Source organism: Lentzea sp. NPDC054927, assembly GCF_053610285.1.
In genome coordinates, this window is the sequence record NZ_JBSGXZ010000004.1 from 217,796 (window position 1) to 241,830 (window position 24,035).

Consider the following 24,035-nt stretch of genomic DNA (forward strand, 5'->3'; position numbering starts at 1 on the left):
GTGCAGCCGTTGCAGCCGATGCGCGTGGACTGGGTGGCGACGCCGCCACCCGGTGCGTACCCGCAACCCTCGCGGCGGTCGCAGCGGTTGTCCTACGGCGGCCCCCCGAACTACCCGGTCCCGCCGCGCTGGGGCTTCCCGCTGCTGGCGTGGCGCTGGCCGACGGCCGTGCCCGGCACGGTCGACGGGGCCGACTCCGTCGACAACGTCCGCCGGCTGGGCAAGTCCGTGCAGAACACGTTGTGGCTGCTCGTGGTCCTCGCCGTGTGGGCAGCGGGATCCGAGATCTGGCGCTACGTGCTGCTCGCGCTGAGCCGGTTCGGCGCGCTCGAAGGGGGCGTCGTCACCGCGTCGGACGCCATGGTCGTGTCCTCCGCGGCGCTCACGTTCGTCTGCTGGGGACTGGCGCTGGTGCTCACGGTGTTGTGGATTCGCCGTGCGCGCAACGTGGCCGCGACCCTCGTGGGCTACGGGCCGTCCCGCTCCGGTGTCGCCTCCCTGCTCCTCCTGCTCGTGCCTGGCGTGAACCTCGTCGTACCGGGGTCGGTGCTCGCCGAACTGGAACACGCGGTGGAACGTCGCGCCGCGACCGAGCGCCCCCGGCCGTCGAAGCTCCTGCGCTGGTGGTGGGGCAGCTGGGTGGCCTCAGGACTGATGTTCTGGATCATCGCGCTGTGGCAGAACCTGACGAGCAGCACGCAGGCGCTGGCAGACGGCGTGCTGCTGCACGCGTTCGCCGACCTGCTGCTGGCCGGGGTCGCGGTGACCACGGCGCTGTTCGTGCGGCGGATCACCACGCTGCTGCTGCCGGTGGACGCCGCGTCGCTGCGGCTGATGCGGGTGCTCGAGGTGAAGGACGCCCCGGCGCCGCCACTGCGGTCGGTCCGCGCGTCCGGCTCGCCGCGCTGATCTGTTCAAGCGACGTTCGTGCGTAAGGACCTTCCGGGCGTTCGCGTTCAGTGCCAGGTTGGATGAATGCGGACACTCATCGGGGCTCTGGTGATCGCAATGGCCACACCGGGCGTCGCTCAGGCTCACCACCGGGACTTCGACCTCCAGGCACACCGCGGCGGCATCGGCCTGACCGTGGAGAGCACGCTCAAGGCGTTCGGCAAGGCGCTCGAACTCGGCGTGACGACCCTGGAACTCGACCTCCAGATCACCAAGGACGGCCGTGAGGTCATCACCCACGACCGCAAGACGAACCCGGCGAAGTGTCTCGACACCTCGCCCGCGTTCCCCGGCGATCCGGAGTTCCCCTACGCGGGCAAGTACGTGAAGGACCTGACGTTCGCCCAGGTCCGCACCCTCGACTGCGGCAGCACCCGCTGGTCGCAGTACCCGGACCAGGAACTCTCGCCGGGCGCCCGCATGCCCACCCTGGCCGAGCTCTTCGACCTGGCGCGCAAGCACCGCGCGTGGGGCATCCGCTTCAACATCGAGACCAAGGTCGAGGCCGCCGCCCCGCACGAGACCGCGCCGCGCGAGCAGTTCGTGCAGCGCGCGGTCCGCGAGATCCGCCGCTCCGGCTTCCTGTCGAACGTGACCATCCAGTCGTTCGACTGGGGCACCCTGATGCGCCTGCGCGAGGTCGAGCCGCGCATCCCGCTGGTGGCGTTGACGCAGCCGGAGTTCCTGCGGCCGGGCTCGCCGTGGACCGGCGGCCTGAACCTGGACGACTTCGGCGGCAGTGTTCCCAAGGCGGTGAAGAGCTTCGGCGCGAAGGCCCTGTCCCCGGTGCACACGATGACCACGAAGGAACTGGTCACCGAAGCCCACGGACAGGGCCTCGCCGTCATCCCGTGGACCGTGGACGAGGAGTCACGGATGCACGAGGTGATCGCTACCGGGATCGACGGCCTGATCACCGACTACCCGGACCGCTTGCGGAAGGTGTTGAAGGAGCGCGGGTTCAAGCTCCCCAAGCGTTATCCGAAGCGCTAGCTGATACCGATCGGGCTGGCAGCGTGATTGCCGGTCTGGAGGCCGCCGCGCTGTCCGGTCGCGATGCCGCAGAGCGCCGCCTGGCTCAACCCTGCCGTGGTCGCCTGTGCCGAGGACAGCGTGTTGCCCGCAGCCTGACCGTCGATCGTGACCGGGCTCGGGTACAGCGTGCTGTCGCTCTCGCGGCAGACGAGCACGATCACCTTGAACGTCCTCGGGTTCGTGAACGAGAGGTTCTTCGTCTCGCCGCGGACGACGCTGAAGGTCAGCGGTAGTGACGCGTCCTTCGCGTAGCCGGTCGGGGTGGTCGTCTCGTCGATCGTGTACGTGCCAGGAGCCAGGTTCGTGAACGGCGGCTGGCAGACACCGGCGGCGTCGGTGGTGCAGGTGCCGACCACCGTCCCGCTCGTGGTGGCGCCCGTGTACAGCGTGAAGACAGCGCCCGGAACCGCGGCCCCGAGGTCGTCCTTCTTCTGCACGTTCACGGTCGCCGGACGCGCCGGGTCGGTGAACGTCAGCGTCTTGGTCTCACCCGCTGCCACGCTGAACGTGAACGGCAGCGTCGGATCCTTGTCGTAACCGGCGGGAACCGTTGTCTCGTCGAGGGTGTAGGTGCCAACGGGAAGGTCGGCGAACAGCGGGGTGCACGCGCCGTTGGCCTGCACGGTGCAGGTACCCCTGACCGTGCCGCCGGTTCCGGTGCCGTTGTACAGCGTGAAGACGGCGCCGGCCTGGCTGCCGCCGTCGCTGCCGAGCTTGGTGACGGCGACGGAACCGCAGTTGCGGATGTTGACGTTGCCGGGCCCGACCAGGTCCTTCATCTGCGCGGTCGACGACTGGCCGGAGCTGCGGCTGACCGCATACGCCTTGCCGAATCCCTCACACACGCCAGGCGCGAACACGCCGGCCGCGGTCAGGTTGATGCCGGCCTCGCCGAACTCACTCAGGCCGAGCGTCTCGTTCGACGGAGCGACGGTGTCCAGCGCGGTCGCTCCGGTGTTGACCTGAGCCTCGGCGACACCGCTGGTCAGCGTGGTGGCCACGCCCCAGCACGGCGCGGAGTTGCTGCTGACCTCACACGCGCCGGAGGTGATCCAGCGGGACAGCTTCAGCACCGGGGTGCCGCCGCCCTCGAAGTCGTAGACGATCAGCATGTCGCCCGCGGTCCGCTGCACGAGCCCACCGGATCCCGCGCCACAGGACGTGGTGCCCTTGTTGAACTCGAACGCCACGTGCGCGGACGGCGATGTGGTGTTCTGCGGGATGCGCACCCACGCGAGCGTCAGGAACACGTTGCTGCCAACGGTTTTGCTCGCGACGTAGACGCGCTTCAGATCGTCCTTGTTGGACGCTTTCTGCGTGCCGACCGTCGGACAGGTGGTGTCCTGCTTGGTGCCGCCCGCGAAGCCGGAGTCGGACGTGGTCGCCTGCCAGTCCTCGAGGCCGGTGAAGGCCCAGCCGGAGGTGACCTTGCTCGCCGATCTCGTGGGTGCGGTGCCCGTCCAGGTGGCGGGCGAGAAGCTGTTCCAGTCGAAGTTGATCGGTGCCTGTGGGGCGAGGTTCGCGTCGTCGTCCTCGAAACCCGCTGCGGTGCCGACGGGGCCCGCTACCGCGACGCCCGCGGGTCCGAGCAACCCGAGAACGAAGGCCGAGACCGCGGCGGCCGCGATCGTCAAACGTCTGCGCATGGTGCACTCCAGTGCGCCGGGACGTGTGCCGCGGTCCCCGCACCGTGCACCGACGTCCAATGGACGGGTGGCGGCCGGGCGGGAGAGTTGGTGCGACCATCAACGGTCGAGCGGGGCCGAACCAACAGGGTAGGCGCACGGGCGGCGAACCGCCCGCCCGCTGATTCATCAAGGGCCGATGTACTGACCGAAGTGCTTGGGTCAGCCGGTCACTCTCCGCTGAGCGGCAGCGAGTGCAGGCCGCGGATCACGAACTCCGCGCGCCGGTTGGGTTCCTCGGCCAGCACCGCGCCGGGCAGCTTGCGGTGCAACGAGGACAGCGCCGCCTCCACCTCGATGCGGGCCAGCGGCGCACCCAGGCAGTAGTGGATGCCCATGCCGAACCCGAGGTGCGGGTTCTTCTCGCGGCCGACGTCGAGGGTGTCCGGGTTCTCGAAGACCAACGGGTCGCGCGCGGCCGCACCGAGCAGTGCGGCGATCTTCTCACCGGGCTCGATGACGCGGCCGGCGATCTCCACGCGTTCGGTGGCCGTGCGTTCGAAGAGCTGCAACGGCGAGTCGTAGCGGATGAGTTCCTCTACGGCGGTGGACATCACTGACGGCGAGAGGCGTTCCCACTGCGACCGGTGCTGCATCAGGGCGTACACGCCGTTGCCGATCACGTTCACCGTGGCCTCGTGGCCCGCCATCAGCAGCAGCACGGCGGTGGCGACGAGTTCGTCCTCGGTGAGCCTCGCGCCGTCGGTGTCGGTGACCACGACCAGGTCGGACACGAGGTCAGAACCGGGGTTCTTGCGGCGCAACGCGATCAGCTCGCGCAGGTAGGCGACGAACTCGGTGGCGGCGCGTTCGGCCAGGGCCTGCTGGTCGGCGGGCAGGCCGTACTCATACATCTTCACGATGGCGTTCGACCACGGCTGGAGCAGGTAGCGGTCCTCGCCGGGGACGCCGAGGAGTTCGGCGATCACCTCGACCGGCAGCGGCGCGGCGACGTGGGCGAGCAGGTCGGCCTGACCCTGGTCCTTGATCTTGGCGACCAGTTCGTCGACGAGGCGGTCGGCCAGGTCCGCGACCCACGGACGCAGGCGCTCGACGTGGCCGCGACCGAACGCGGCGGCGACCAGGCGGCGCAGGCGGGTGTGCGTGGGCGGCTCGTTCTCCAGCAGCGAGTTGCGGTGCAGGAGGTTGAACGACATGAACTGCTCGACCGGCTTCACGTCCGACCAGATGCGGCCGAGCGAGCGGTGCCGCAGCACGGCGGAACAGGCCGCGTGCGAGACGGCGACGGCGACACCCATCTGCTCGTGGTGATGCACCTCACCGGCTTCGCGCAGAGCGGAGAAGGCCGGGTACGGGTCGGCGATGAAGGCGGGGTCGCGCTGGTCGAACGTCACAAGGCGGGACGGTAAGTCGCGTTTCGCGTTTCGTCCACGTCCATTTGATTGATGACTCAAATTGTTGCGCAGACACTACTGTTCGGTCTTGTGCAGCAGCCTTCGATCGTCGCGCACCGTGGCGCGTCAACCGACCGTCCCGAGCACACCATCGGCGCCTACGAGCTCGCGCTCAAGGAAGGCGCGGACGGGCTTGAGTGCGACATCCGCTTGTCACGCGATGGCGAGATCGTGTGTGTGCACGATCGCACCCTCGCCCGCACGTCCAACGGTCGTGGCACCGTCAGCGCGCTCTCGCTCAGCGAACTGCAGAAGTACGACTACGGCAGCTGGCATCGCCACGGTCAGGCGGCCGAACTGCTCGTGCTCGATCAGCTGCTGGACCTGGTGAAGGGCTCCACCGTGCAGCTCTTCGTCGAGACCAAGCACCCGGTCCGGTATCGCAACGAGGTCGAACGCAAGCTCGTCGAGGCGCTGAAGAGGCACGGTCTCGACTCCCAGATCGTCATGATGTCGTTCTCGCCGACGGCCGTGAAGGCGTTCCGGGAGCAGGCGCCGGACATCCGCACGGTGCTGCTGCTCGACCGCCTCGGCCGGTATCGCAGCGGCGCGTTGCCGTCGTTCGCCGACTACACGGGGCCCGGTGTGCACGTGCTCCGCAACGACCCCGGCTACGTGGATCGGGCGAGGAAGGCGGGCCACGAGACGTACGTGTGGACGGTCGACCGTCCCGAGGACGTCGCGCTGTGCCGTGACCTGGGGGTCCGCTACCTCGCGACCAATGCCCCGGCGAACACCCGCCGCCTGCTGACGGCTAATTTGGCCACCTGACAAGCCTGAGCACGAGGAGGGCCAAGGTGGCCAAGCGGACCGCGGTCAAGGACGCCCAGAAGACCGGACAGCAGGACGGGATCAACCCGAAGCAGCCCTGCCCGTGCGGGTCCGGCAAGCGCTACAAGGCCTGCCACGGCGCGCCCGGTGGCGCGACCGACGTGATCGTGTCCCGGCCGTTCGAGGGCCTGGCCGGCGAGTGCGAGCTGATCGCGCTGCGCGAGTTCGTGCCGTCGGCGATCGCGAAGCTGCCGATCAAGGACGGTCGTGAGGTCACGCTGGCCACGGTGCTGCCGATGGCGGCCGCCGGTCTGATCCGCGGCGACGACGTGCCGTTCGTGGGTCTGCAGGTGCAGACGCGGTCCGGTGACATCAGCCGCGACCTGGCGCGGGCGCTGCAGTGGGCGCAGCAGGCGAAGACCGGTGACGTGCTGCCGGTCGTGGGTCCGGACAACGGCGAGAACCCCGTCCGCCTGCAGGACCTGCTCGACCCCGAGGCCGAGATCACGCCCGTGCTGCACACCGACTTCGTGTGGTGGATGCCGGAGGGCACCGAACCCACCGGTGACGTGGCGCTGTCGCTGGAGCGCGCGAACGCGGCGATCCTGCCGACCGAACGCCTCGACGCTCCCGGTGTGAAGGCCGCCTACTGGGTGGACGCGGGCGACAAGGCGCACCTGCGCTGGGTTCGTCCGGAGCCCGAGGAGAAGCTGGTGCCCGCGATGGCACGGCTGGCCGCCCGCGGTGAGCTGGACCTGGGCGAGGGCTCCCGGTACGCCGGTTCGTTCCGCGCGCACGGCCTGCTGGTGCCGGTCTGGGACCTCGACCGCGAGATGCACGCCCGCGAGTGGGCAGACCCGGCCGAGGCGCTGGGCAAGCGTTTGCTGGAGGCGCTGGCCTCCGACGAGCCGCTGTCCGATGCCGAGCGCCGTGCCCGCGACGGCCTGCGCGGTCGTCAGATCACGCTTCGATGACTCTGTCCACAGGGTTGTCCACAAGGAGCTGTGGATAAGTGCTGCTGCACATCATCTCGACGGCCGGCTGGGCTGCTGCCCAGTCGGCCGGCTCGATCGCGCCCGCTGCCGGTGACGACTTCGTGCACTGCTCCGACCGCGGGGTCGCGCACGTGAGCGCGAGCAACTTCTTCCACGGGCAGAGCGGGCTGTTGTTGCTCGTCATCGACCCGAAGCTGGTGGACGTGCCGGTGCGGTGGGAGGCCGTGACGGACTCGCCGCTGTGGTTCCCGCACGTGTACGGGGAGATCCCGGTCGCGGCGGTGCTGGAAGTCCACGACTTCCCGTGCGAGCCTGACGGCACGTTCGTTCTACCGGAAGCCGTTGCCGTTCTGTGATTTAGTGGGGCAACCGTTCGATGCGCGGGGGCGTGAACTCCTCGAAGCCAGTTCGCTGGTTCGGGGAGGGGGTGTGCCGTGACGGCGGTGCTGAGACTGGAGTTGGCCGCCGAAAGCGGCGGGGGAAGAGCGGAAGCCGTGGGGGATTTCGCGGAGTTCGTGCGCATGTCCATGCCCGGACTTCTGCGTTATGGCCATGCACTGACCGGAAATCCGCACGACGCGTCCGACCTCGTGCAGGCAGTGCTGGAGAAGGTCGGCTCGCGTTGGGTTTCGGTGCAACGCAAGGGTGACGACCCGCTCGCATATGTCCGCCGAGCGATGGCCAACACGCACATCAGCATCTGGCGGCGCCGTCGCCGCGAGAGTCTCGTGGCCGATTTCCCGGAAACCGGCGCCGTGCCCCCCGAGCTGAGCAGGCTCGACAACGAACCGCTTTGGCAAGCACTGCGCGAGCTGCCGCCACGGCAGCGCGCGGTGATCGTGCTGCGTTACTACGAGAACCTCTCCGAGGCCGAGATCGCGAACGCGCTCGGAATCTCGTGCGGCACCGTGAAGAGCCAGAGCAGCAAGGCGATGGCGAGTCTTCGGACACGCCTGGGAAAGGACTGACCGTGGACGACCTCGACGACGATCTGCGCAGGCTGTTCAGCGACGATCGGCTGGACGTCCAGGTGGCGCCGGACGTGACGGATTCGGTGGTCCGCGGAGCCGCGCGCCGCCGACGGCGACGAACCGCGGTCGCCGGTGCGTTCGGAGTGGTGGCCCTGGCCGGTGTCGGTCTCGGTCTGGCCCAGGTCCGCCTGCCCGTTCCTGACGACCTGGCAGGCCCGCTGCTGCCGACCGGCTCGAGCACCTCGACGACCACGCCTCCGGTCTCGGTCAGCACGTTCACCTCGACCGCGACCGTCACGGTCAACCCGCCACCGAACACCAACGGCGCCAATCCCGGCACCAACCCCAACCCAGGGAACACGGGCAAGAAGAGCACGAGCAACCCGCCACCGCCCGCCACGCCGGAAGCGCAGCCGGGCCGCTACGGATCGCTCGCACTCGGAATGCCGGAAGCCGAGGCGCTGGCGACCGGATCGCTGATCGAGCCGAGCAGCCCGGCCGACCCGGACGGCAGGTGCAAGGCGTACGCCACGAAGTCGGTGCCCGACACCAACGCCGTGATCATCTCGCCGGCCAAGGGGATCGTGCGGATCACGCTCGCGAGCTACGCCAAGACGCCCAAGAACGTCGGTGCCGGCTCGACGGTGGACGCCGTGAAGGCCGCCTATGCGAACGCCACGCAAAGTGGTTCCAACGTGGTCGTGCCCATGGCCGCGACGCCCAAATGGTCGTACATCTTCGAGAGTGACGGCGCAACGGTCACCACCGTTCGAATGCGCCTGGCTGACAACGACTGCGCCACCGTTTAACCAGGTTCTGCCGAAGTCCCGCCGCCCATTGGGGGTGCGGCGGGGCTTTGGTGTTCCCTTTTTCAGGTGCGAAAAGATGTCCGTTTGTCGTGACTTTTCTGTGACAACGAACTTCGCAACCACTTTGCGGGGCTGACGTCTTAAGGGTGTCTGAAACAGGGGGCCTGAAATGAAGAGCGCAATCAAGATCGCATTCGCAGCCGCAGTCGCAGTCGGAATCGCCGCGTGCGCCACTACGTCAGGGGCGTCGCGGAACGCCGCGGTCGTGACCCCGGAGGAGCTTCCCGCGCCTGCGTCGTCAGCTTCGGCTTCGACGCAGTTGACGGTGGTCACCGAGGTCACGACCGTCACGGTCGCCAACCCTCCCGCGCCTGAGGCCTTCGCGAACGTCGAAGCTGAGTTGCAGGTCCCCGAAGCCGGCCAGAGCCGCCGGTCCGACCGGCACGAGGTGGGAGAGTCGTGGCAACGACTTCTGGCCGGCCGATGACAAAATCACGATTCTCGTCCAACAATTGTGCACACATCCAGTGCTTTCCTGGGGGAAAGAAATGAACCGCTCGATCGTTCTCGTCGCCGTCTGCGCCGCTCTCGCTCTGACCGCGTGCACGTCCACGCCCACTCCGGACAACAACGCGACGTCCACACCTGCCAGCCCCACGACGCAGCAGGCCACGGTGGTCACCGAGGTCGTCACCCAGACCGTGACCAACCCGCCCGCACAGCCGGCCAAGCCCGTGATCGGCTCGTTCGGCTACGGCGATCTCAAGCTCGGGATGACGCGGCAGCAGGCGCTGGACGCCAAGTTGATCGGTCCGGCGACCGGGCCGGACAACGGTGACTGCACGGGCCACGAGATCACCGGCACCGGACAGTCGGTGTGGGTGTCCAAGAAGCTCGGTGTCGCGTCCATCGTCTTCACTCCGGAGATGACGTCGGACGGCGTCGGCGTCGGCGCGACCGAAGCGACGCTCAAGGCCGAGTACACCAACCTGCAGCCGACTGGCCCGAACTACTCCTACCGCGCCGCCGCCGACAACAACTCGGCCGCCGGGTTCCTCTTCCGGGTTGCGGAGGGCAAGGTCACCGCCGCGATCCTCCTTCTCAACAACCAGGACTGCCACAACTAGCCGCGCCGGCCGGATCGTCGTACCCGCCCCGCTGGGGGTGGGGCGGGTACGTCTGCCGGAAAAATCTTGAAGAGTCGTGTCGAGAAGCGGCGAACGGCTCCGTCCCCGGTGCGGAAGCGGCCAGGATGGGTCGCGACAGGACTGAGGGAGAACACCAGAGATGGCCAAGTACCTGCTGCTCAAGCACTACCGCGGCGCCCCGAAGGCCGTGAACGACGTGCCCATGGACCAGTGGACCGAGGACGAGATCTCGGCGCACGTCCAGTACATGCGCGACTTCGCGGACAAGATCAACGCCACTGGCGAGTACGTCGACAGCCAGGCGCTCGCGCAGGAGGGGACGTGGGTCCGCTTCGACGGTGAGGGGAAGCCGCCGGTCACCGACGGGCCGTTCGCCGAGACGAAGGACCTCATCGCCGGTTACATGATCATCGATGTCGACAGCTACGAGCGTGCGCTCGAACTGGCAGGGGAGCTGTCGGCGGCGCCGGGCAAGGACGGCAAGCCGATCCACGAGTGGCTCGAGCTGCGTCCGTACTACGGCCACGCACCCACGATCACGGAGTGACCGTGGACGAGGCGTTGCTCAGGAGCCTCACCCCGGCCGTCCTCGGGATCCTCGTCCGCCGCGGAGCAGACTTCGCGGCGGCCGAGGACGCCGTGCAGGACGGGCTGGTCGAGGCGATCCGCGTGTGGCCGGCCGATCCGCCGCGCGATCCGAAGGGCTGGCTGGTCACCGCGGCCTGGCGCAAGTTCATCGACGCGACCAGGGCGGAGACCGCGCGCAAGCGGCGCGAGGACCTGATCGACGCCGAACCGGCAGCGGGCCCGGCGCAGGACTCCGACGACACGCTCCAGCTCTACTTCCTGTGCGCGCATCCGTCGCTGACGCCGTCGTCCGCGGTCGCGCTCACCCTCCGCGCCGTCGGCGGCCTGACCACCCGCCAGATCGCCCAGGCCTATCTGGTGCCGGAGGCGACCATGGCCCAGCGCATCAGCCGGGCCAAGAAGACCGTCGGCGACGTCCGGTTCGACCAGCCCGGCGACGTCGCCACCGTGCTGCGCGTGCTCTACCTGGTCTTCAACGAGGGCTACTCCGGTGATGTCGACCTGGCCGCCGAAGCCGTCCGGCTCACCCGGCAGCTGGCGGCGGCGATCGATCACCCCGAGGTGGCCGGTCTGCTGGCCCTCATGCTGCTGCACCACGCCAGGCGGGCGAGCCGGACCGCGTCCGACGGCAGCCTGGTCGCGCTGGCCGTGCAGGACCGGGGGAAGTGGGACACGACGCTGATCGCTGAGGGCGTCGACATCCTGCAGGCGGCGCTCGCGAAGGACCAGCTGGGGGAGTTCCAAGCACAGGCGGCCATCGCGGCGCTGCACGCCGACGCACCCGTCGCCGAGGAAACGGACTGGGTGCAGATCGTCGAGTGGTATGACGAACTCGCGGCGCTGACCGACAGCCCCGTCGTCCGGCTCAACCGCGCGGTGGCCGTGGGCGAGGCGGACGGGGCACGCGCCGGGTTGAAATCACTCGCCGAACTCGACGATTCATTGCCCCGCTACACGGCGGTGGCCGCATACCTCCACGAGCGCGACGGCGACCTGCGAACGGCGGCCCGGCTGTACGTCGAGGCGGCCGAAAAAGCGTCGAACCTCGCCGAGCGCGAATATCTCACGCGCCAAGCCGCCCGCCTCAATCGAAAAGACCCGCCTCACTCGGGAGAGTGAAGCGGGCCTGTGAATCGGCACTCGAGCGTGCGAAGGAAAACTCAGACGGTGCCACCGGCCGCGGTGGGCGCACCGGAGTCGCCGCCCTCGTCGCCCACGGATTCGCGGGTGAGGAACGTCTCGACGTAGAACATGTTGCCGTCCGCGCGGTCCATGATCGTGAGCAGCGTCTTCATCGAGGAGACCTCCTCGACCTGCTCCTTCAGGAACCACTGCAGGAACTGCTCGCCGATGTAGTCGCCCTCCTCGCGGGCGGCCTTGGCGAGAGCCACGATCTGGTCGGTGACCTGCTGTTCCTGGCGCAGGGCGAGGTCCACGAGGTCGCGCGGCGACTTGAACTCGTTGAACGGCGTCTCGGTGCCGGGAATCGCGACCGGGATGTCGTTGTCCATGAGGAACTGCACGATCATCATCGCGTGGTTGCGCTCTTCGAGAGCCTGCTTGTAGAAGTGCGACGCGAGGCGCGGGAGGTCCTCGTTGTCGAACCACACGGCGAGAGCGATGTACTGCTGTGAAGCGGAGAACTCGTTGCCGACCTGAGCCTGCAGGAGCTCGTGGAACTTCGACTTCTTGGTCAGGATCTTCTTCACGTTCGAGGCCATGAGGAGTACGTTAACCCAAATCGGTTACGGCCGCATTCCAGGAAAAGCTAACCTTTGTTTGGAAAGGTGAACCAAACAAAGGTTAGGCATTCCTAACGATCTACGTCGCGCTCTCTACACCAATGGCGCGCGGTCGATCGGGCACGACATGCAGCGCGGGCCACCGCGGCCGGAGCCCAGTTCCGAACCGGCGATCCGCAGCACCTCGACACCCGCGTCCTCGAGGCGTGCGTTCGTCTCGACGTTGCGCTCGTACGCCACGACCAGACCGGGGCCGACCGCCAGCGTGTTGTTGCCGTCGTCCCACTGCTCGCGCTCGGCGGTGACGACGTCGAGACCGGTGTCGATCACGCGCAGCCGCTCGATGCCCATCGCCTCCGCGGCTGCCTCCAGGAACGGCACGGGGCCGTCCACGTGCACGCCACCGCTGCCGTCGGAACGCAGCGGGAAGGCCGTCAGCGTGTGCCTGATCGCCGGGTACATCACCACGGCGTCGCGGTCGACCATCGTGCAGACGGTGTCGAGGTGCATCGTGGCGCGTTCCTGCTCGATCGGCACCGCCAGCACCGTGTGCGCGAGACCGTCCGCGAGAGCAGAGCGGGCGAACGACTCCGCGCCCGCCGGGGTGGTGCGCTCGCCGACGCCGATGGCGATCACTCCGGGCGCGAGCAGCAGCACGTCGCCGCCCTCCAGCGGTGCCGAGTGGGCGCCGTATGCGCGGCCCGTGCGGCGGAACCGCGGGTGGTAGGCGTAGATCAGGTCGGTCAGCGTCGTCTCGCGGTCGCGGGCGGGCAGTGCGAGCGACGTGATGGCCACGCGGTCGCCGACCCACACCGACGAGTCGCGGGTGAAGAGCAGGTTCGGCAGCGGGTCGACGGCGAAGTCGATCGGCAGGTGCATCTTGCGCACCAGCGACGCACCTTCGGCGGCCGGCATCTCCTCGAACGTCATGCCGGTCATCAGCACCTGCGCGAGCTGCGGTGCGTCCAGCGACGTGAGGTGGCTGCGCAGCGCGTCGGCCAGGTCGATGCCGAGGCGCCGCTCGTTCACCGCGCTGTGGATGCCCGCGATGCGCGCACGGTTGTCTTCCAGCGCTTGCACGAGGACGTCTGACAGCAGCAGTACCTCGACACCGCGCGAGGTCAGCGTCGCGGCGAACGCGTCGTGCTCCTCCTGGGCCCTGCCGACCCACGGCACGCCGTCGAACAGCAGCTGGTCGTTGTTGCGCGGGGTGAGCCTTTTGAGCTCGTTGCCCGGCCGGTGCAGCAACACCGTGCGCAGCGGGCCGACCTCGCTGTCCACGCGGGGCGCGGCGTCCGGAAGTGCTTCGGTCTCAGCGATCGTGTGCGCAGTCACCGGACGAGCGTAACCCTGAACAGCATAAATCGCCGTCCGCGAGCCCAAAAACGCAACGAATGGCGGTAAATTATGGAATCTACCGTGGAATCATTACGGCAACCAGCTCACTTTGCCGCGCAACATTGTGTAGCCGATGAACGCGACCACGTCGAGGATGGTGTGGGCGATCACCAACGGCCACAACCGCTTGGTCCGCTGCCAGTAGAACCCGAAGACCAGGCCCATGACCAGGTTGCCGACGAACCCGCCGAAGCCCTGGTAGAGGTGGTACGAGCCGCGCAGCACGGCCGCCGCGAACAACGCCGTGTACTGCCTCCAGCCGAGTTGCTGCAGCCGCGTGATCAGGTACCCGACGACGAGCACCTCCTCCGCCCACGCGTTGCCGGCGGCGGCGAGGATCAGCGCCACGCTCATCCACCACTGATTGTCCAAAGTGGACGGCTGGACGGCGAGGTTCAGCCCGAGCGCCCACGCGGCGAAGTACAACCCCAGCCCCGGGATGCCGATGATCGCCGCCAGTCCCAGTGCGCCGAGGGAGTCCGCGAGCTTGCGCGTCCCGTCGAGTCCGATGACCCGCAGCTTGATCCCGGTGCGCCACAACAGGTACAGGCCGATGCCACCCCACGCCGCGAGCTGCAGCACGCCGAGCAGCTGCGCCACCAGGTCCAGCAGATCGGCGCGCGCCTGCGGGACGTTGATCGCGACCGACTGCTGGTTGAGCGGCGTCGGCTGCAGCAGGCTGTCGATCAGCCGCACCAGACTGCGCAGGCCGGACAGTCCGAGCGTCATGCTGAAGACGATCAGCAGTTCGAGCTGGTAACCGCGCTTCTCTTCGGCGGGAATCAAGGTCACCAGCGAGACGCTACCTCTGGGACAGGAACGGGCAGCCCATCAGCCGTCGAAGCTCGGCGGCGAGTTCGGTCGGCGTGCTGACCGGCTTCGAGAACGCGATCCGCACGTCGTGGTCGTCGCACTCGGCCTCTACCCGCAGTCGCAGCCCGAACCGGTCGAGCCCGAGCGGCCGGACGTTGCCCGCCCGCAACTCCTCCGGCAGGTGCCGGGCGAGCTGGCCGACGACGTCGCTGTGTGCGGACTCCAGGTGTCGCAGCCAGTTGTCCTCGTTGCGGCAGAACGGGTCCGGCGTCGCGTTCGCGAACTGCTCCGGCCGGATCGACGACGTGCCCTCGGCGTCCGCGATCACCATCGACGCCGGTGTGAGCCTCAGCACCGAGGCGCCGTGGCCCGCGTCCAGCAGCCGGTGGTCCGGACGCACTTCGGCGACCGAGAGGATCTCGTCGCGCGCCTCCTGTCCGTCCAGCGCGGTGATCCAGCCGGTGAGCCACAGCAGCCCGCGGACGGGTTCGCGCAACGGCACCGGCGCCTGGTCGGCGATCTCCAGCATCGCCGTCACCTCGGCGCGCGGGGTCTGCCACAGCTGCCCGACCAGCGGGTGTTCGTCGGCGAGCAGCAAGATCGTGCTGCCGCACGGGTGCACGTGGTGGAACAACGGACTGGTGCGGGAGCCTGCTTGAGGAAGCAGCGCGGCCTGACCGCCGCGAGCCGTGATCGTGCGGGCGCGCTCTGCGGCGTGCGGCGCCGGCGGGCGCTTGGTCTGGGTGTCGGTCACCGCTGCACCTCCTCGAATGTTAGGCAAGCCTAACTTAGCTTTGCTCATCAAGGGAAGCGTCACCTGTACGGTGGACACGTGGTCGTGCCCAACAAGCCGTCCACCGAGGTGACGGCGCTCGACGATCGGTGGACCCGGCACTGTGTCGACCGGGCGAGCCGTCGTGCCCTGATGTGGACCGTGATCGCCGGCTCGGCCTTCGCACTCCAGTTCCTGCTGGTGCTCGTGTGGTCGTGGTCGTCTCCGGTGGCGCTGGTCCTGCTCTTCTTCGCCGCGGCCGTGCTGTGGGTGGTGACACGCCGCCGTCCGGTGCGTTTACCGGAAGGTGAACCGTGGCATTTCGCCCATGTGCAGTGGGAAGGAGGGCGCTTGGTCGTGTTGTCGTCGCCGCCGCTCTTGTTGACCGTCCGCGTCGGTCCTCTCCTCCGTGGCCGGATCGCGCGCCATCGTCGCGTCTGGTTCGTGCCACCGGACTCGGCTGGGAACACCGTCATCACCTTCCGCGGGGTACCGCAGCTGATCTCGGCGCGCGTGCAGAGATGATCATTGAGAACTGGACCGACATCTGCCTCGTGCGGGCGGATCGTCGCGCTGTGGGACACATCTTCTTCGCCGTCGCCGCGTTCGGTGCCGTGCTGATGGTCGGCTGGCTCTGGCTGACCGTGCTGGCCGTCCCGGTCGTGCTGGAGCTGGCCGCGCCGGGGTTGCGGCACTTCCTCACCCGCCGCGGGACCCTGCAGCTGATCGAGCAGTTCCCGTTCCGCCCGGTGTCGGTGAGCTTCGTGGCCGGTCGGCGCATCGGTCGCCAGGCGTACCTGAAGGTGCACGAGTCGGAGAAGAACATGCGGCTGCCCGAGCTTCCGGAACGGGCGCGCGTGCTGGTCCGGCACACCGGCCGGATCTGGATCGCCGGTCCGGACGAACGCGGGCGTCTCGTGGCCATGACGCGCGGGCTTGCGTTCCTCACGCGTGGACGGGTCATCGACCGCTAACGGCCCGTTGCGATGCCTTCGGACTCCGCCCACTGCGTGAGGTCGTCCTTGCGCAGTGCGGCCGCCAGCAGCTCGGGGAACTTGTCCGGTGTGCAGGCGAACGCGGGTGCGCCGAGGGCGTGCAGCTTCGCCGCGAGCTCGTGGTCGTAGGCGGGCGTGCCGGAGTCGCTGAGCGCCAACAGGTTCACGACCGTGACGCCGCTCGCGACCAGTTCGCGGACCCGGCGCTGCAGTTCGGCCTCCGAACCACCCTCGTACAGGTCGCTGATGATCACGACGACCGTGTCGGTGGGCCTGCGGACCTGGGTCTGCGCGTAGGCGACCGCGCGGTTGATGTCCGTGCCGCCGCCGAGCTGGGCGCTGAACAGCAGGTCGACCGGGTCGCTGAGCTGGTCGGTCAGGTCCGCGACCTCGGTGTCGAACACGACGAGCTTGGTCGAGATCGAGCGGATGCTCGCCAGTGCCGAACCGAGCACCGCCGCGTGCACCAGCGACTCGGCCATCGAACCGGACTGGTCGACCAGCAGGATCACGTCCCGCATCGCCGCGGTCCGGCTGCGCCTGCGGTGGCCGATGAGGTCCTCGACGATGACGGTCTTGTGCTGCGGCTGGTAGTTCTTGAGGTTCGCCTTGATCGTGGTCGCCCAGTCGACGTCCTGCAGCTGCGGCCGGCGGGTGCGCCTGGAGCGGTCCACAGCGCCGCGGACAGCCTCGACGAGCCGGTCCTTCAGGCGCTTCTCGATGTCCTCGACCACCTTCTGCACCACGGCTTTCGCGGTGTCGCGGGTGCGGGAGGGGATCGCGCGGGAGAGCTGGAGCAGGGTGCTGACGAGGTTCACGTCGGGTTCGACAGACTGCAGCAGTTCGGGTTCGAGCAGCAGCTGCCGGAGGCCGAGCTTCTCGACGGCGTCGCGTTGCATGACCTGCACGACGGACGTGGGGAAGTACTTGCGGACGTCGCCCAGCCACCGGTGCAGCTGCGGAGAGCTGGCGCCGAGACCGGCACCGCGATCGCCGCCACCGCCGTAGAGACCCGTGAGCGCGCCGTCACGCCGTTGGTCGTCCTCGCCGAGCTGCGCCACGTCTTCCGCGCTCGGGCCTAAGAGCAACCGCCAGCGCCTCAGCCGCTCTTCTGTCATTTGAGCGCCGCCGCCACTTCTTCGGCCGCACGCACGACGTGTGGGCCGACAACGTCCGCATCGAGCTTCTCCAGCGCCACCACACCAACCGACGCTCTGAGGCCGGGAACGCCGCGCACAGGCGCCGCGACGCCGTACGCGTTGGGCTGCAGCTCACCGCTGGAGACGACCCAGATCTCGCTGGGCTGGGAGATGGCCCTGCCGGCCGCCCCGCGGTGCACCGGGTGGCGGGAACCGACCCGGTACGCCACGTGGAAAGCGGTCCACGACGGTTCGACGACGGCGACGGCCTGCGCCTCGCTGCCGTCCGCGACGGTGAGGTGCGCGGTGGCGCCGACCTTCTCCGCGAGTTCGCGCAGAGCGGGATTCGCCGCCATCCGGAGCTGGGGGAGGACGTTGGAGGCGAGCCGGAGCACGCCCAGGCCGAGCCGGACCTTCGAGCCCTCCCTGCGCACGAGCCCGCGCGCCTGGAGCGGCACCAGAAGCCGGTAGACGGCCGCTCTGGACGCGCCGATGGCCGTGGCGAGCTCCGAGATCGACGGTGCCTCGGACTCCGCCTCAGCGACCGCCTGGAGCAACGCCAGACCCCTTTCCAGGGTCAGCGAGCTCTCCTTCGTCGCTCCGACCATCACGCACTCCGAACTGTGCCCACCACCTCGGCGAGACCCACCACCGAACCACCTTCACCAGGAGCCGTCGCGGTCAGCTTGACCGTGTCGCCGTCCTCCAGGAAAGACCTCGTGGAGCCGTCGTCGAGCTTGAACGGTTCCTTGCCACCCCAGCTGAGTTCGAGGAACGAGCCGCGCTCGTTCTTCTCCGGTCCGGAGACCGTGCCGGACGCGAACAGATCACCTGGGCGAACCGTAGCCCCGTTCACCGTCATGTGCGCCAGCTGTTGCACAAATGACCACGACATCTCCCGGAACGGCGGCCGCGCGACGATGGTGTCGTTCAGCTCGACCGTGATGGTGATGTCCAGGCCCCACGGCTGATCGCAGGTCAGGTAGTCGTGCAGCTTGTTCGGCAGCGGCGGCGTCGGGACGCGTGCAACTGAGAACGCTTCGAGCGGGGTGATCCAGGCGCCGATCGACGTGGCGAACGACTTGGCGAGGAACGGGCCGAGCGGCTGGTACTCCCACGCCTGGATGTCGCGCGCGGACCAGTCGTTGACCAGCGCGACGCCGAAGACGTGCTCGGCGGCCCTGCTGGTGGACACGTTGGCCGCCTTCGGCCCGCCGCAGACGAACCCGACCTCCGCCTCGATGTCGAGGCGCTCGGACGGGCCGAACTTCGGGCCCTCGCTGCCGCGCTTCTGGCCGTTCGGGCGGACGATCTCGGTGCCGGAGACGTACACCGTGCCCGCGCGGCCGTGGTAGCCGATCGGGAGGTGCGTCCAGTTCGGCGTGAGCGCGTCGCCGTCGGGGCGGAACATCTTCCCGACGTTCTCCGCGTGGTGCCTGCTCGAGTAGAAGTCCACGTAGTCGCCGACGGTGAATGGCAGCTTCGCGGTCTCGATGCTCGTGAGCTCGGCACCCTTCGGCGCGGAGGTCGCCGTGACGATCTCCTTGAGCTTGGCCCGCAGCACGCTCCAGATCGGCCGGCCCGCCTGCAGCAGCGGGTCCAGCGAGTCGCCCTGGACGTACTCGCTGCACTTGCCCAGCGCGAGGCCCTTGAGGAGCAACGCCTGGTCGCCGACGCGGACGGCCACGCCCCCGTCGACGACGCCGTAGGGGAGGGTCTGCGGTCCGAACGGCTGGTCTTCGGTGAAGTTCGGGTCGCTGATCCAGCTCACAGCAGTCCAAGCCCCTCGAGGTCGGCGATCGGTTCGGCGAGCGAGCACGAGCCGTAGCTCGCGAAGACCCCGCGGACGGCGTGCGCGGCCTGGTCGCTGAGCGCCTTGGCCTCGGCGGTGAGCGCCTCGGCGTCAGTGCTCGCCAGTGCCTCGCGGACGTCGCGGCCGCTGAGCGACCTCGCCGTGGCGACGAGGAGGTTCAGGAAGCCGTGGTGCGTGAAGTTCTGCTCGTCGGTGTAGCGGACGGCCTTGTGCAGGCCGGCGGTCGCCTTGAACGCGACCCCGCCACCGCTGACGACGGACAGGAAGTCCGCGACCTCGTCGACGCTGGGGAAGTTCTCGGTGCTGAGACCCCCGCAGCGCAGCTTGGGCCAGCTGCCGTGCTCGATGACCCTGCGGACGCCGTCGAGCCATTCGGCCCCGCCGCGGCGGGGTTCGACGACGCGGATGACGTCCTCTGGCACGAACTCCGACACGCGTTCGAGCCACACCTCGTCCACATCGGACGGTGCGGGCATCTCGACCATGCGCAGAGCGAGGAGCTCACTACGGCTCTCGACGATGGACACGGCCTTCGGCACACCGCCGAGGCCCGTGTCGATCACGAGTGAGAGCGCGATCGGTTTCGGTGGCTTGACCTTGATCAGCTCGGTGATCAGCTCGGCGAGACGCGAGGCAGGACACAGGAAAAGACCCATGACGCCAGACCACTCGCCGACCCGTCCGTCGAGGTGCCCGCGCACCGCGTCGGGCATCGGCGCGTTCCCCGGAGGGAACAGCGCGGCATCGTCCACAAGCCTCGCGAGCAGGGGCGGAGTACCGCGCGGACCGGGCGCACGGAGTTCGACAGCGCTTGACACGGCTGACACGCTAGCCGTGTACCGGCAACTGAACAAAGATGTCCGATAGTCGAACGCCTCGGAGACGTCATGGCCTACTACCGCCAGGTGGGGGAGATCCCCCGAAAGCGCCACACGCAGTTCCGCAAACCGGACGGTGGCCTTTACGCGGAAGAGCTGATGGGAGTCGAGGGTTTCTCGGCTGATTCGGCCCTGCTCTACCACCGCCACCTGCCGACGGCGATCGTGAACGCGGAGACGGTGAAGGACGAGCGCGGGACGGTCTCGCCCAACCTGCCGTTGAAGCCGCGGCACTTCAAGACGCAGGACCTGAGCTGGGCTTCTGACGAGGTCGACGCGGTCACCGGGCGTCGCAAGCTGTTCGGGAATCCGGACGTGACCATCGGTTTTGTCGTCGCGTCCGTGCCTTCGCCGTTGTACCGCAACGCTTTCGGTGACGAGCTGCTGTACGTGCAGGGCGGCTCGGGCGTGATCGAGACGATCTACGGGGCTTTGACGGTCGGCGATGGCGACTACGTCGTGATCCCGACCTCGTGCACGTACCGGGTGGTGCCGTCGTCCCCGATGTCGTTGCTGGTGCTGGAGGCGACCGGGCACATCGGGCCACCCAAGCGTTACCTGTCGAAGGCCGGCCAGTTCCTGGAGCACTCGCCGTACTGCGAGCGCGACATCCGGGGTCCCGAGGAGCCGTTGCTCGTCGAGGGGACCGATGTCGACGTTCTGGTCCGGCACCGTGCGGGGCTGACCCGCTTCACCTACGCGAACCACCCGTTCGACGTCGTCGGCTGGGACGGGCACCTGTACCCGTGGGCGTTCAACATCCGCGACTTCGAGCCGATCACCGGCCGCGTGCACCAGCCGCCGCCCGTGCACCAGACGTTCGAGGGCCCGAACTTCGTCGTGTGCTCGTTCTGCCCGCGCAAGGTCGACTACCACCCGCTGGCGGTGCCGGTGCCGTACAACCACGCGAACGTCGACTCGGACGAGCTGATGTTCTACGTGGGCGGCAACTACGAGGCGCGCAAGGGCTCCGGCATCGGCATCGGCTCGATGTCGCTGCACCCGTCGGGCTGCACGCACGGCCCGCAGCCCGGTGCCGTCGAGGCGTCGCTGGGCGTGGACTACTTCGACGAGACCGCGGTCATGGTCGACACCTTCCGCCCGCTGGAGATGGGCGAGGCGGCGGAGGCCTGTGAGGACCCGGCTTATGCGTGGACGTGGGCCCGTCGCGGTCCGGCCTGATTTTCTGTCGGGGGTCCTCGCTAGTTTGGTTCCGTGAGGACACGAGCCGTTCCGATGCGCTGGCAGGGCCTGGGCAAGGCCCTGCCGGTGCTGTGGGGCCTCTACACGGGTTCGGGCAGCATGCCGTACCGCGTGTGCGTCGACCTGGCCGCAGGCTCCGCGAAGTGCACGTGCCCGTCCCGCAAGTTCCCCTGCAAGCACGCCGTGAGCCTGCAGGAACTCGACATCCCGGACGCCCTCCCGCCCGACTGGGTCGAGGAGTGGACCCAGCGCCGCGCGGCCCGTGAGCTCGACTCCTCGCCCGAAGCCGTGGCCCGGCGCGTCCGTGCTCGGGAGAAGACAGCGGCCAACCGCGCCGCCGCCATGTCCTCCGGCATCGAGGGCCTGCGCGACTGGCTGCTCGACGTGGCTTCCGCAGGCGTGGCGTCCCTGCCCGGCCGTCCCGCCTCGTGGTGGCAGGCCTTCATCGCCCGCATGATCGACGCCCAGGTCCCCGGCGTCGCCGCCGCGGTGGCCGAGATCCAGGAGATCGTCGCCCGCTCGGGCCCGCGCTGGACCTCCGACGTGGCCGACCGCCTGGGCGGCCTGCACCTGCTGTGCTTCGTCCAACCACGCTCCCGCCTGGGCGTGACCGTCCCGGAAGAAACCGTCCGCGCCACACCAGGCGTCTCCGACCGCTGGGTGGCCCTGCTGCGCCTGGAAACCGACGACGGCCGAGTCCGCACCGTCCGCCAGTGGTGCTGGGGCCGCCAGACCAACCGCTGGGTGGTGGCCATCCGCCACTCGGCCGTAGGCGCCCCCGTACCGCTGCTGCCCCACGGCCTGGAGTCCTCAGCCGAGGTCCACCCCTACCCGGGCTCAGACCGCGTGGCCCTGGGCGACCTGGCCGGCTCCCGCGCCCCGGACCCGGTCCCGGCCCCACCGTCCTGGCGCACCTCACTGGCCTCACTCGAGCCCATGCTGATGGCCGACCCGTGGCAACGCCTCTTCCCACTGGGCTGCGCCTCGGTCCGCCTGTGCGGCACCTCGCTGGTGGACGCCTCAGGCCACGGCCTGCCCGTGCGCGACGACAGCGGCCTGGACATGGCCCTGGCGCTGACGGGCGGCGCCCCCTTCGACGCCTGGGGCCTGTGGGACGGCCACGCACTCCGCGTCGGCGCCATCACCCTGGCCGGCACCCTGGAGGTGGTGGCATGACCACCGCACACACACCCGGCTTGCCTGCGCGGCCGCCAGCCTCCCGCGATCGTCTTGGACGGCGATGCGGAGACGGTGGCGTGACCGTCGTGTCGTCCCGCCGCTCGACCACCTCCCACCACATCCCGGAGGTGGCGGCGTGAAGGTCGAGTGGTCCAGGCCGTCCAGCGCCGCCTCTCACCGCGTCCTAGGGGTGGCGGTGTGGTGGCTGAGTGGTCCAAGGCCGTCCTGCACCACCTCCCGCCGCATCCCGGGGGTGGTGGCGTGAAGGCCGAGTGGTCCAAGACCGTCCAAGACCTCCTCATCGGCACCACCCGAGGCGGCGGCTCCCCGACCGAGCTGCTCTCCGACTGCGCCGCCCTCGGCGTGGCCGCGTTCGGCGCCACGCTCCCGCAGGAGGTCGCCGCCGACCCGCTGCCCCCGGCCCCACCAGAACCCGCGCACCTGCCCCGGCCCGCTGCCAGGGCCGTCCTCGAGGCGATCATGAGCGTCGACGACGAGGTCCTGCTCACCGAGTGGTGCGCCCTGGCCAAGGCCAACGGCGTTGTGGCCGAGCACCGCATGCTCCCGGCCCTGCTGGCCATGGGCACGGCCCGGCCAGGTCTGCGGGCGGCTGTTGTCGAGGTCCTCGGCACGCGAGGCCGCTGGCTCGCCAACACCCGCCTCGGCTGGGCCTGGGCGAGCGGTGCCAGCCCGCTCACCGAGGAAGTTCCCCTCGACGAGATCCTCGACCTCCCCAGCGCCCAACGCGTCCGCGCACTCCGCCGCAAGCGCAAGGCCGACCCCGAAGGCGTCGGCGCCTTCATCAAGGCGGAGTTCGAAGCCTCCCGCCGTTCTGCCGACCGCCAGGTCCTGATCAGCGCCCTCGAGACCGGCCTCGGCCCTGCGGACGAAGAGCTCCTGGAAGAGGCCCTTGACGACCGCGCCGCCGCCGTCCACGACGAGGCCCTTCGCCTCCTGCGCAAGCTGCCGGCCTCCGCGCTGGCCACGAGGGCGTCCGACCGCCTCGGCCAGGGGTTGTGGCTGACGGACGACGGGTTCGACGTCCAGACCGACGAGCTGTGGACCTCGCAACCCGACCTCGCCGAGCAGCGCGACCTCATGCGGGACGGGTCGGAGAAGGGCGTGGCCGGGCGCATCCGGGCCGCGGCTGCCAGCGTTCCGCCGCGGTACTGGATCGCTCGCCTCGAGACCACCGACGCCAAGGCGGCCAACGTGCTGCGACGAGGTCCGTGGGCCGGCGCGCTCCTGCGGGGCATCGCCGACCAGTTGGCCGCCGCCACCGATCCGCGTCCCTGGGCCGCGGCCGCCGCCGAGACGCTGACCGGCATGGAGCAGCTCGAGATGCTGGCGGCGTTGCCCGCGAGCGTCGCCGAGCAGGCGGTGGTCGCCGTCTCGGTCAACTGGCACTACGACCTCCTCGACCACGCCTGCGCCCAGCTCCCGGCGCCGTGGTCGCCCGAGACCACCCGCGCTCTCCTGCACCGCTACGCCGCCCTGCCCGACCCGCGCTGGCGTTCGGGGCGGCCGCCCGCGGTGCTGTTGGCGCGCGGTGACGCGGATCTGCTCGGTGCCAACTGGGAGGGGCTGACCCGGCGGTGGCCGGAGAACTCCCTCGAACTCGAGGTCCTGCGGCTCCGCATCCGCCTGCGCGAGTCCTTCGCCCCACCGGCCGACGACTCCCCACCGGCCGACGACTCTCAGTGACCCACCACACTTCGAGGTACCCGAACCCAGG

General features: G+C 69.2%; 26 protein-coding genes. 16 read left to right on the forward strand and 10 right to left on the reverse strand.

The window, feature by feature from the left end; genetic code table 11:
* Entirely contained in the window at positions 1-909 is a 909-nt protein-coding gene (locus ACWGE0_RS09200) for a DUF4328 domain-containing protein (protein ID WP_452260394.1), read from the forward strand.
* Positions 910-975: 66 nt separating this feature from the next.
* Positions 976-1,944 (forward strand): glycerophosphodiester phosphodiesterase, encoded by a 969-nt coding sequence (locus ACWGE0_RS09205; RefSeq protein WP_452260395.1) that lies wholly within the window; start codon positions 976-978, stop codon positions 1,942-1,944.
* Here the strand turns inward: ACWGE0_RS09205 and ACWGE0_RS09210 are convergent.
* Entirely contained in the window at positions 1,941-3,632 is a 1,692-nt protein-coding gene (locus ACWGE0_RS09210; RefSeq protein ID WP_452260396.1) for an MSCRAMM family protein, read from the reverse strand. The two genes, ACWGE0_RS09205 and ACWGE0_RS09210, sit on opposite strands and share 4 nt — an antisense overlap.
* A 209-nt stretch (positions 3,633-3,841) precedes the next feature.
* Positions 3,842-5,026, reverse strand: coding sequence for a cytochrome P450 (locus tag ACWGE0_RS09215; protein ID WP_452260397.1), 1,185 nt, complete (start codon positions 5,024-5,026; stop codon positions 3,842-3,844).
* 90 nt (positions 5,027-5,116) lie between these two features.
* On the opposite strand from ACWGE0_RS09215, the gene ACWGE0_RS09220 reads away from it, so the two are divergent.
* The 9 genes from ACWGE0_RS09220 to ACWGE0_RS09260 all read left to right on the forward strand — a co-directional run bounded on the left by ACWGE0_RS09220 (position 5,117) and on the right by ACWGE0_RS09260 (position 11,487).
* Positions 5,117-5,857 carry a glycerophosphodiester phosphodiesterase gene (locus ACWGE0_RS09220; protein ID WP_452260398.1) on the forward strand — a complete coding sequence of 247 codons (741 nt, stop codon included), beginning with the start codon at positions 5,117-5,119 and terminating at the stop codon, positions 5,855-5,857.
* Positions 5,858-5,883: 26 nt separating this feature from the next.
* A complete protein-coding gene (locus ACWGE0_RS09225; protein WP_452260399.1) occupies positions 5,884-6,831 on the forward strand; it encodes a DUF5926 family protein in 948 nt (315 codons plus the stop codon).
* 38 nt (positions 6,832-6,869) lie between these two features.
* A complete protein-coding gene (locus ACWGE0_RS09230) occupies positions 6,870-7,208 on the forward strand; it encodes a DUF952 domain-containing protein (protein ID WP_452260400.1) in 339 nt (112 codons plus the stop codon).
* A gap of 165 nt (positions 7,209-7,373) precedes the next feature.
* Entirely contained in the window at positions 7,374-7,820 is a 447-nt protein-coding gene (locus ACWGE0_RS09235; RefSeq protein ID WP_452260521.1) for a SigE family RNA polymerase sigma factor, read from the forward strand.
* A gap of 2 nt (positions 7,821-7,822) precedes the next feature.
* The gene (locus ACWGE0_RS09240; RefSeq protein WP_452260401.1) at positions 7,823-8,632 is read left to right on the forward strand and encodes a hypothetical protein; all 810 of its coding nucleotides are present in this window, start codon (positions 7,823-7,825) and stop codon (positions 8,630-8,632) included.
* A 325-nt stretch (positions 8,633-8,957) separates the two neighbouring features.
* Positions 8,958-9,119, forward strand: coding sequence for a hypothetical protein (locus tag ACWGE0_RS09245; RefSeq protein ID WP_452260402.1), 162 nt, complete (start codon positions 8,958-8,960; stop codon positions 9,117-9,119).
* 61 nt (positions 9,120-9,180) lie between these two features.
* Entirely contained in the window at positions 9,181-9,759 is a 579-nt protein-coding gene (locus ACWGE0_RS09250; protein WP_452260403.1) for a hypothetical protein, read from the forward strand.
* Positions 9,760-9,919: 160 nt separating this feature from the next.
* Positions 9,920-10,327 (forward strand): YciI family protein, encoded by a 408-nt coding sequence (locus ACWGE0_RS09255; protein WP_452260404.1) that lies wholly within the window; start codon positions 9,920-9,922, stop codon positions 10,325-10,327.
* A 2-nt stretch (positions 10,328-10,329) separates the two neighbouring features.
* Positions 10,330-11,487, forward strand: a complete 1,158-nt coding sequence (locus ACWGE0_RS09260) for an RNA polymerase sigma factor (protein WP_452260522.1) — start codon at positions 10,330-10,332, stop codon at positions 11,485-11,487.
* Positions 11,488-11,528: 41 nt separating this feature from the next.
* Here ACWGE0_RS09260 and ACWGE0_RS09265 read toward each other — a convergent pair whose 3' ends face one another.
* The 4 genes from ACWGE0_RS09265 to ACWGE0_RS09280 form a co-directional block, all read right to left on the reverse strand.
* On the reverse strand, positions 11,529-12,089 hold the full coding sequence (locus ACWGE0_RS09265; protein WP_319967248.1) for a ferritin: 561 nt from the start codon (positions 12,087-12,089) through the stop codon (positions 11,529-11,531).
* 114 nt (positions 12,090-12,203) lie between these two features.
* Entirely contained in the window at positions 12,204-13,391 is a 1,188-nt protein-coding gene (locus ACWGE0_RS09270) for an arginine deiminase (protein WP_452260523.1), read from the reverse strand.
* Between the two features lie 147 nt (positions 13,392-13,538).
* Positions 13,539-14,237: a CPBP family intramembrane glutamic endopeptidase gene (locus tag ACWGE0_RS09275; RefSeq protein WP_319967375.1), complete on the reverse strand. Its 699-nt coding sequence runs from the start codon at positions 14,235-14,237 to the stop codon at positions 13,539-13,541.
* Between the two features lie 73 nt (positions 14,238-14,310).
* On the reverse strand, positions 14,311-15,075 hold the full coding sequence (locus ACWGE0_RS09280; RefSeq protein WP_452260405.1) for a DUF2470 domain-containing protein: 765 nt from the start codon (positions 15,073-15,075) through the stop codon (positions 14,311-14,313).
* Positions 15,076-15,153: 78 nt separating this feature from the next.
* Between ACWGE0_RS09280 and ACWGE0_RS09285 the strand changes: the two genes are divergently transcribed.
* Both ACWGE0_RS09285 and ACWGE0_RS09290 read left to right on the forward strand, forming a co-directional pair.
* The gene (locus ACWGE0_RS09285) at positions 15,154-15,618 is read left to right on the forward strand and encodes a hypothetical protein (protein WP_452260406.1); all 465 of its coding nucleotides are present in this window, start codon (positions 15,154-15,156) and stop codon (positions 15,616-15,618) included.
* Positions 15,615-16,067 (forward strand): hypothetical protein, encoded by a 453-nt coding sequence (locus tag ACWGE0_RS09290; protein WP_452260407.1) that lies wholly within the window; start codon positions 15,615-15,617, stop codon positions 16,065-16,067. Before ACWGE0_RS09285 ends, ACWGE0_RS09290 begins: the two co-directional genes overlap by 4 nt.
* On the opposite strand, the gene ACWGE0_RS09295 is transcribed toward ACWGE0_RS09290, so the two are convergent.
* From ACWGE0_RS09295 to ACWGE0_RS09310, 4 genes are read right to left on the reverse strand one after another with little or no spacing between them, the layout of a single operon-like run.
* Positions 16,064-17,206: a VWA domain-containing protein gene (locus tag ACWGE0_RS09295; RefSeq protein WP_452260408.1), complete on the reverse strand. Its 1,143-nt coding sequence runs from the start codon at positions 17,204-17,206 to the stop codon at positions 16,064-16,066. The genes ACWGE0_RS09290 and ACWGE0_RS09295 overlap by 4 nt on opposite strands.
* Positions 17,203-17,835: an IclR family transcriptional regulator gene (locus ACWGE0_RS09300; protein ID WP_452260409.1), complete on the reverse strand. Its 633-nt coding sequence runs from the start codon at positions 17,833-17,835 to the stop codon at positions 17,203-17,205. Before ACWGE0_RS09300 ends, ACWGE0_RS09295 begins: the two co-directional genes overlap by 4 nt.
* A complete protein-coding gene (locus ACWGE0_RS09305; protein WP_452260410.1) occupies positions 17,835-18,998 on the reverse strand; it encodes a fumarylacetoacetate hydrolase family protein in 1,164 nt (387 codons plus the stop codon). Before ACWGE0_RS09305 ends, ACWGE0_RS09300 begins: the two co-directional genes overlap by 1 nt.
* Positions 18,995-19,858 (reverse strand): hypothetical protein, encoded by an 864-nt coding sequence (locus ACWGE0_RS09310; RefSeq protein WP_319967255.1) that lies wholly within the window; start codon positions 19,856-19,858, stop codon positions 18,995-18,997. The genes ACWGE0_RS09305 and ACWGE0_RS09310 overlap by 4 nt, the downstream gene beginning before the upstream one ends.
* 69 nt (positions 19,859-19,927) lie before the next feature.
* On the opposite strand from ACWGE0_RS09310, the gene ACWGE0_RS09315 reads away from it, so the two are divergent.
* The 3 genes from ACWGE0_RS09315 to ACWGE0_RS09325 all read left to right on the forward strand — a co-directional run bounded on the left by ACWGE0_RS09315 (position 19,928) and on the right by ACWGE0_RS09325 (position 24,004).
* Positions 19,928-21,100 carry a homogentisate 1,2-dioxygenase gene (locus tag ACWGE0_RS09315; protein ID WP_452260411.1) on the forward strand — a complete coding sequence of 391 codons (1,173 nt, stop codon included), beginning with the start codon at positions 19,928-19,930 and terminating at the stop codon, positions 21,098-21,100.
* Between the two features lie 33 nt (positions 21,101-21,133).
* Entirely contained in the window at positions 21,134-22,297 is a 1,164-nt protein-coding gene (locus ACWGE0_RS09320; protein WP_452260412.1) for an SWIM zinc finger family protein, read from the forward strand.
* Between the two features lie 204 nt (positions 22,298-22,501).
* Positions 22,502-24,004 carry a DUF5691 domain-containing protein gene (locus ACWGE0_RS09325; protein WP_452260413.1) on the forward strand — a complete coding sequence of 501 codons (1,503 nt, stop codon included), beginning with the start codon at positions 22,502-22,504 and terminating at the stop codon, positions 24,002-24,004.
* Positions 24,005-24,035 lie beyond the last annotated feature (31 nt).

What these genes read in the sequence shown, in the direction of transcription:
- ACWGE0_RS09295 (WP_452260408.1), bottom strand. Translation starts at nt 17,206, where the DNA reads ATGACAGAAGAGCGGCTGAGGCGCTGGCGGTTGCTCTTAGGCCCGAGC.
- ACWGE0_RS09255 (WP_452260404.1), top strand. Translation starts at nt 9,920, where the DNA reads ATGGCCAAGTACCTGCTGCTCAAGCACTACCGCGGCGCCCCGAAGGCC.
- ACWGE0_RS09265 (WP_319967248.1), bottom strand. Translation starts at nt 12,089, where the DNA reads ATGGCCTCGAACGTGAAGAAGATCCTGACCAAGAAGTCGAAGTTCCAC.
- ACWGE0_RS09315 (WP_452260411.1), top strand. Translation starts at nt 19,928, where the DNA reads ATGGCCTACTACCGCCAGGTGGGGGAGATCCCCCGAAAGCGCCACACG.
- ACWGE0_RS09250 (WP_452260403.1), top strand. Translation starts at nt 9,181, where the DNA reads ATGAACCGCTCGATCGTTCTCGTCGCCGTCTGCGCCGCTCTCGCTCTG.
- ACWGE0_RS09210 (WP_452260396.1), bottom strand. Translation starts at nt 3,632, where the DNA reads ATGCGCAGACGTTTGACGATCGCGGCCGCCGCGGTCTCGGCCTTCGTT.
- ACWGE0_RS09235 (WP_452260521.1), top strand. Translation starts at nt 7,374, where the DNA reads ATGTCCATGCCCGGACTTCTGCGTTATGGCCATGCACTGACCGGAAAT.
- ACWGE0_RS09275 (WP_319967375.1), bottom strand. Translation starts at nt 14,237, where the DNA reads ATGACGCTCGGACTGTCCGGCCTGCGCAGTCTGGTGCGGCTGATCGAC.
- ACWGE0_RS09205 (WP_452260395.1), top strand. Translation starts at nt 976, where the DNA reads ATGCGGACACTCATCGGGGCTCTGGTGATCGCAATGGCCACACCGGGC.
- ACWGE0_RS09290 (WP_452260407.1), top strand. Translation starts at nt 15,615, where the DNA reads ATGATCATTGAGAACTGGACCGACATCTGCCTCGTGCGGGCGGATCGT.
- ACWGE0_RS09300 (WP_452260409.1), bottom strand. Translation starts at nt 17,835, where the DNA reads ATGGTCGGAGCGACGAAGGAGAGCTCGCTGACCCTGGAAAGGGGTCTG.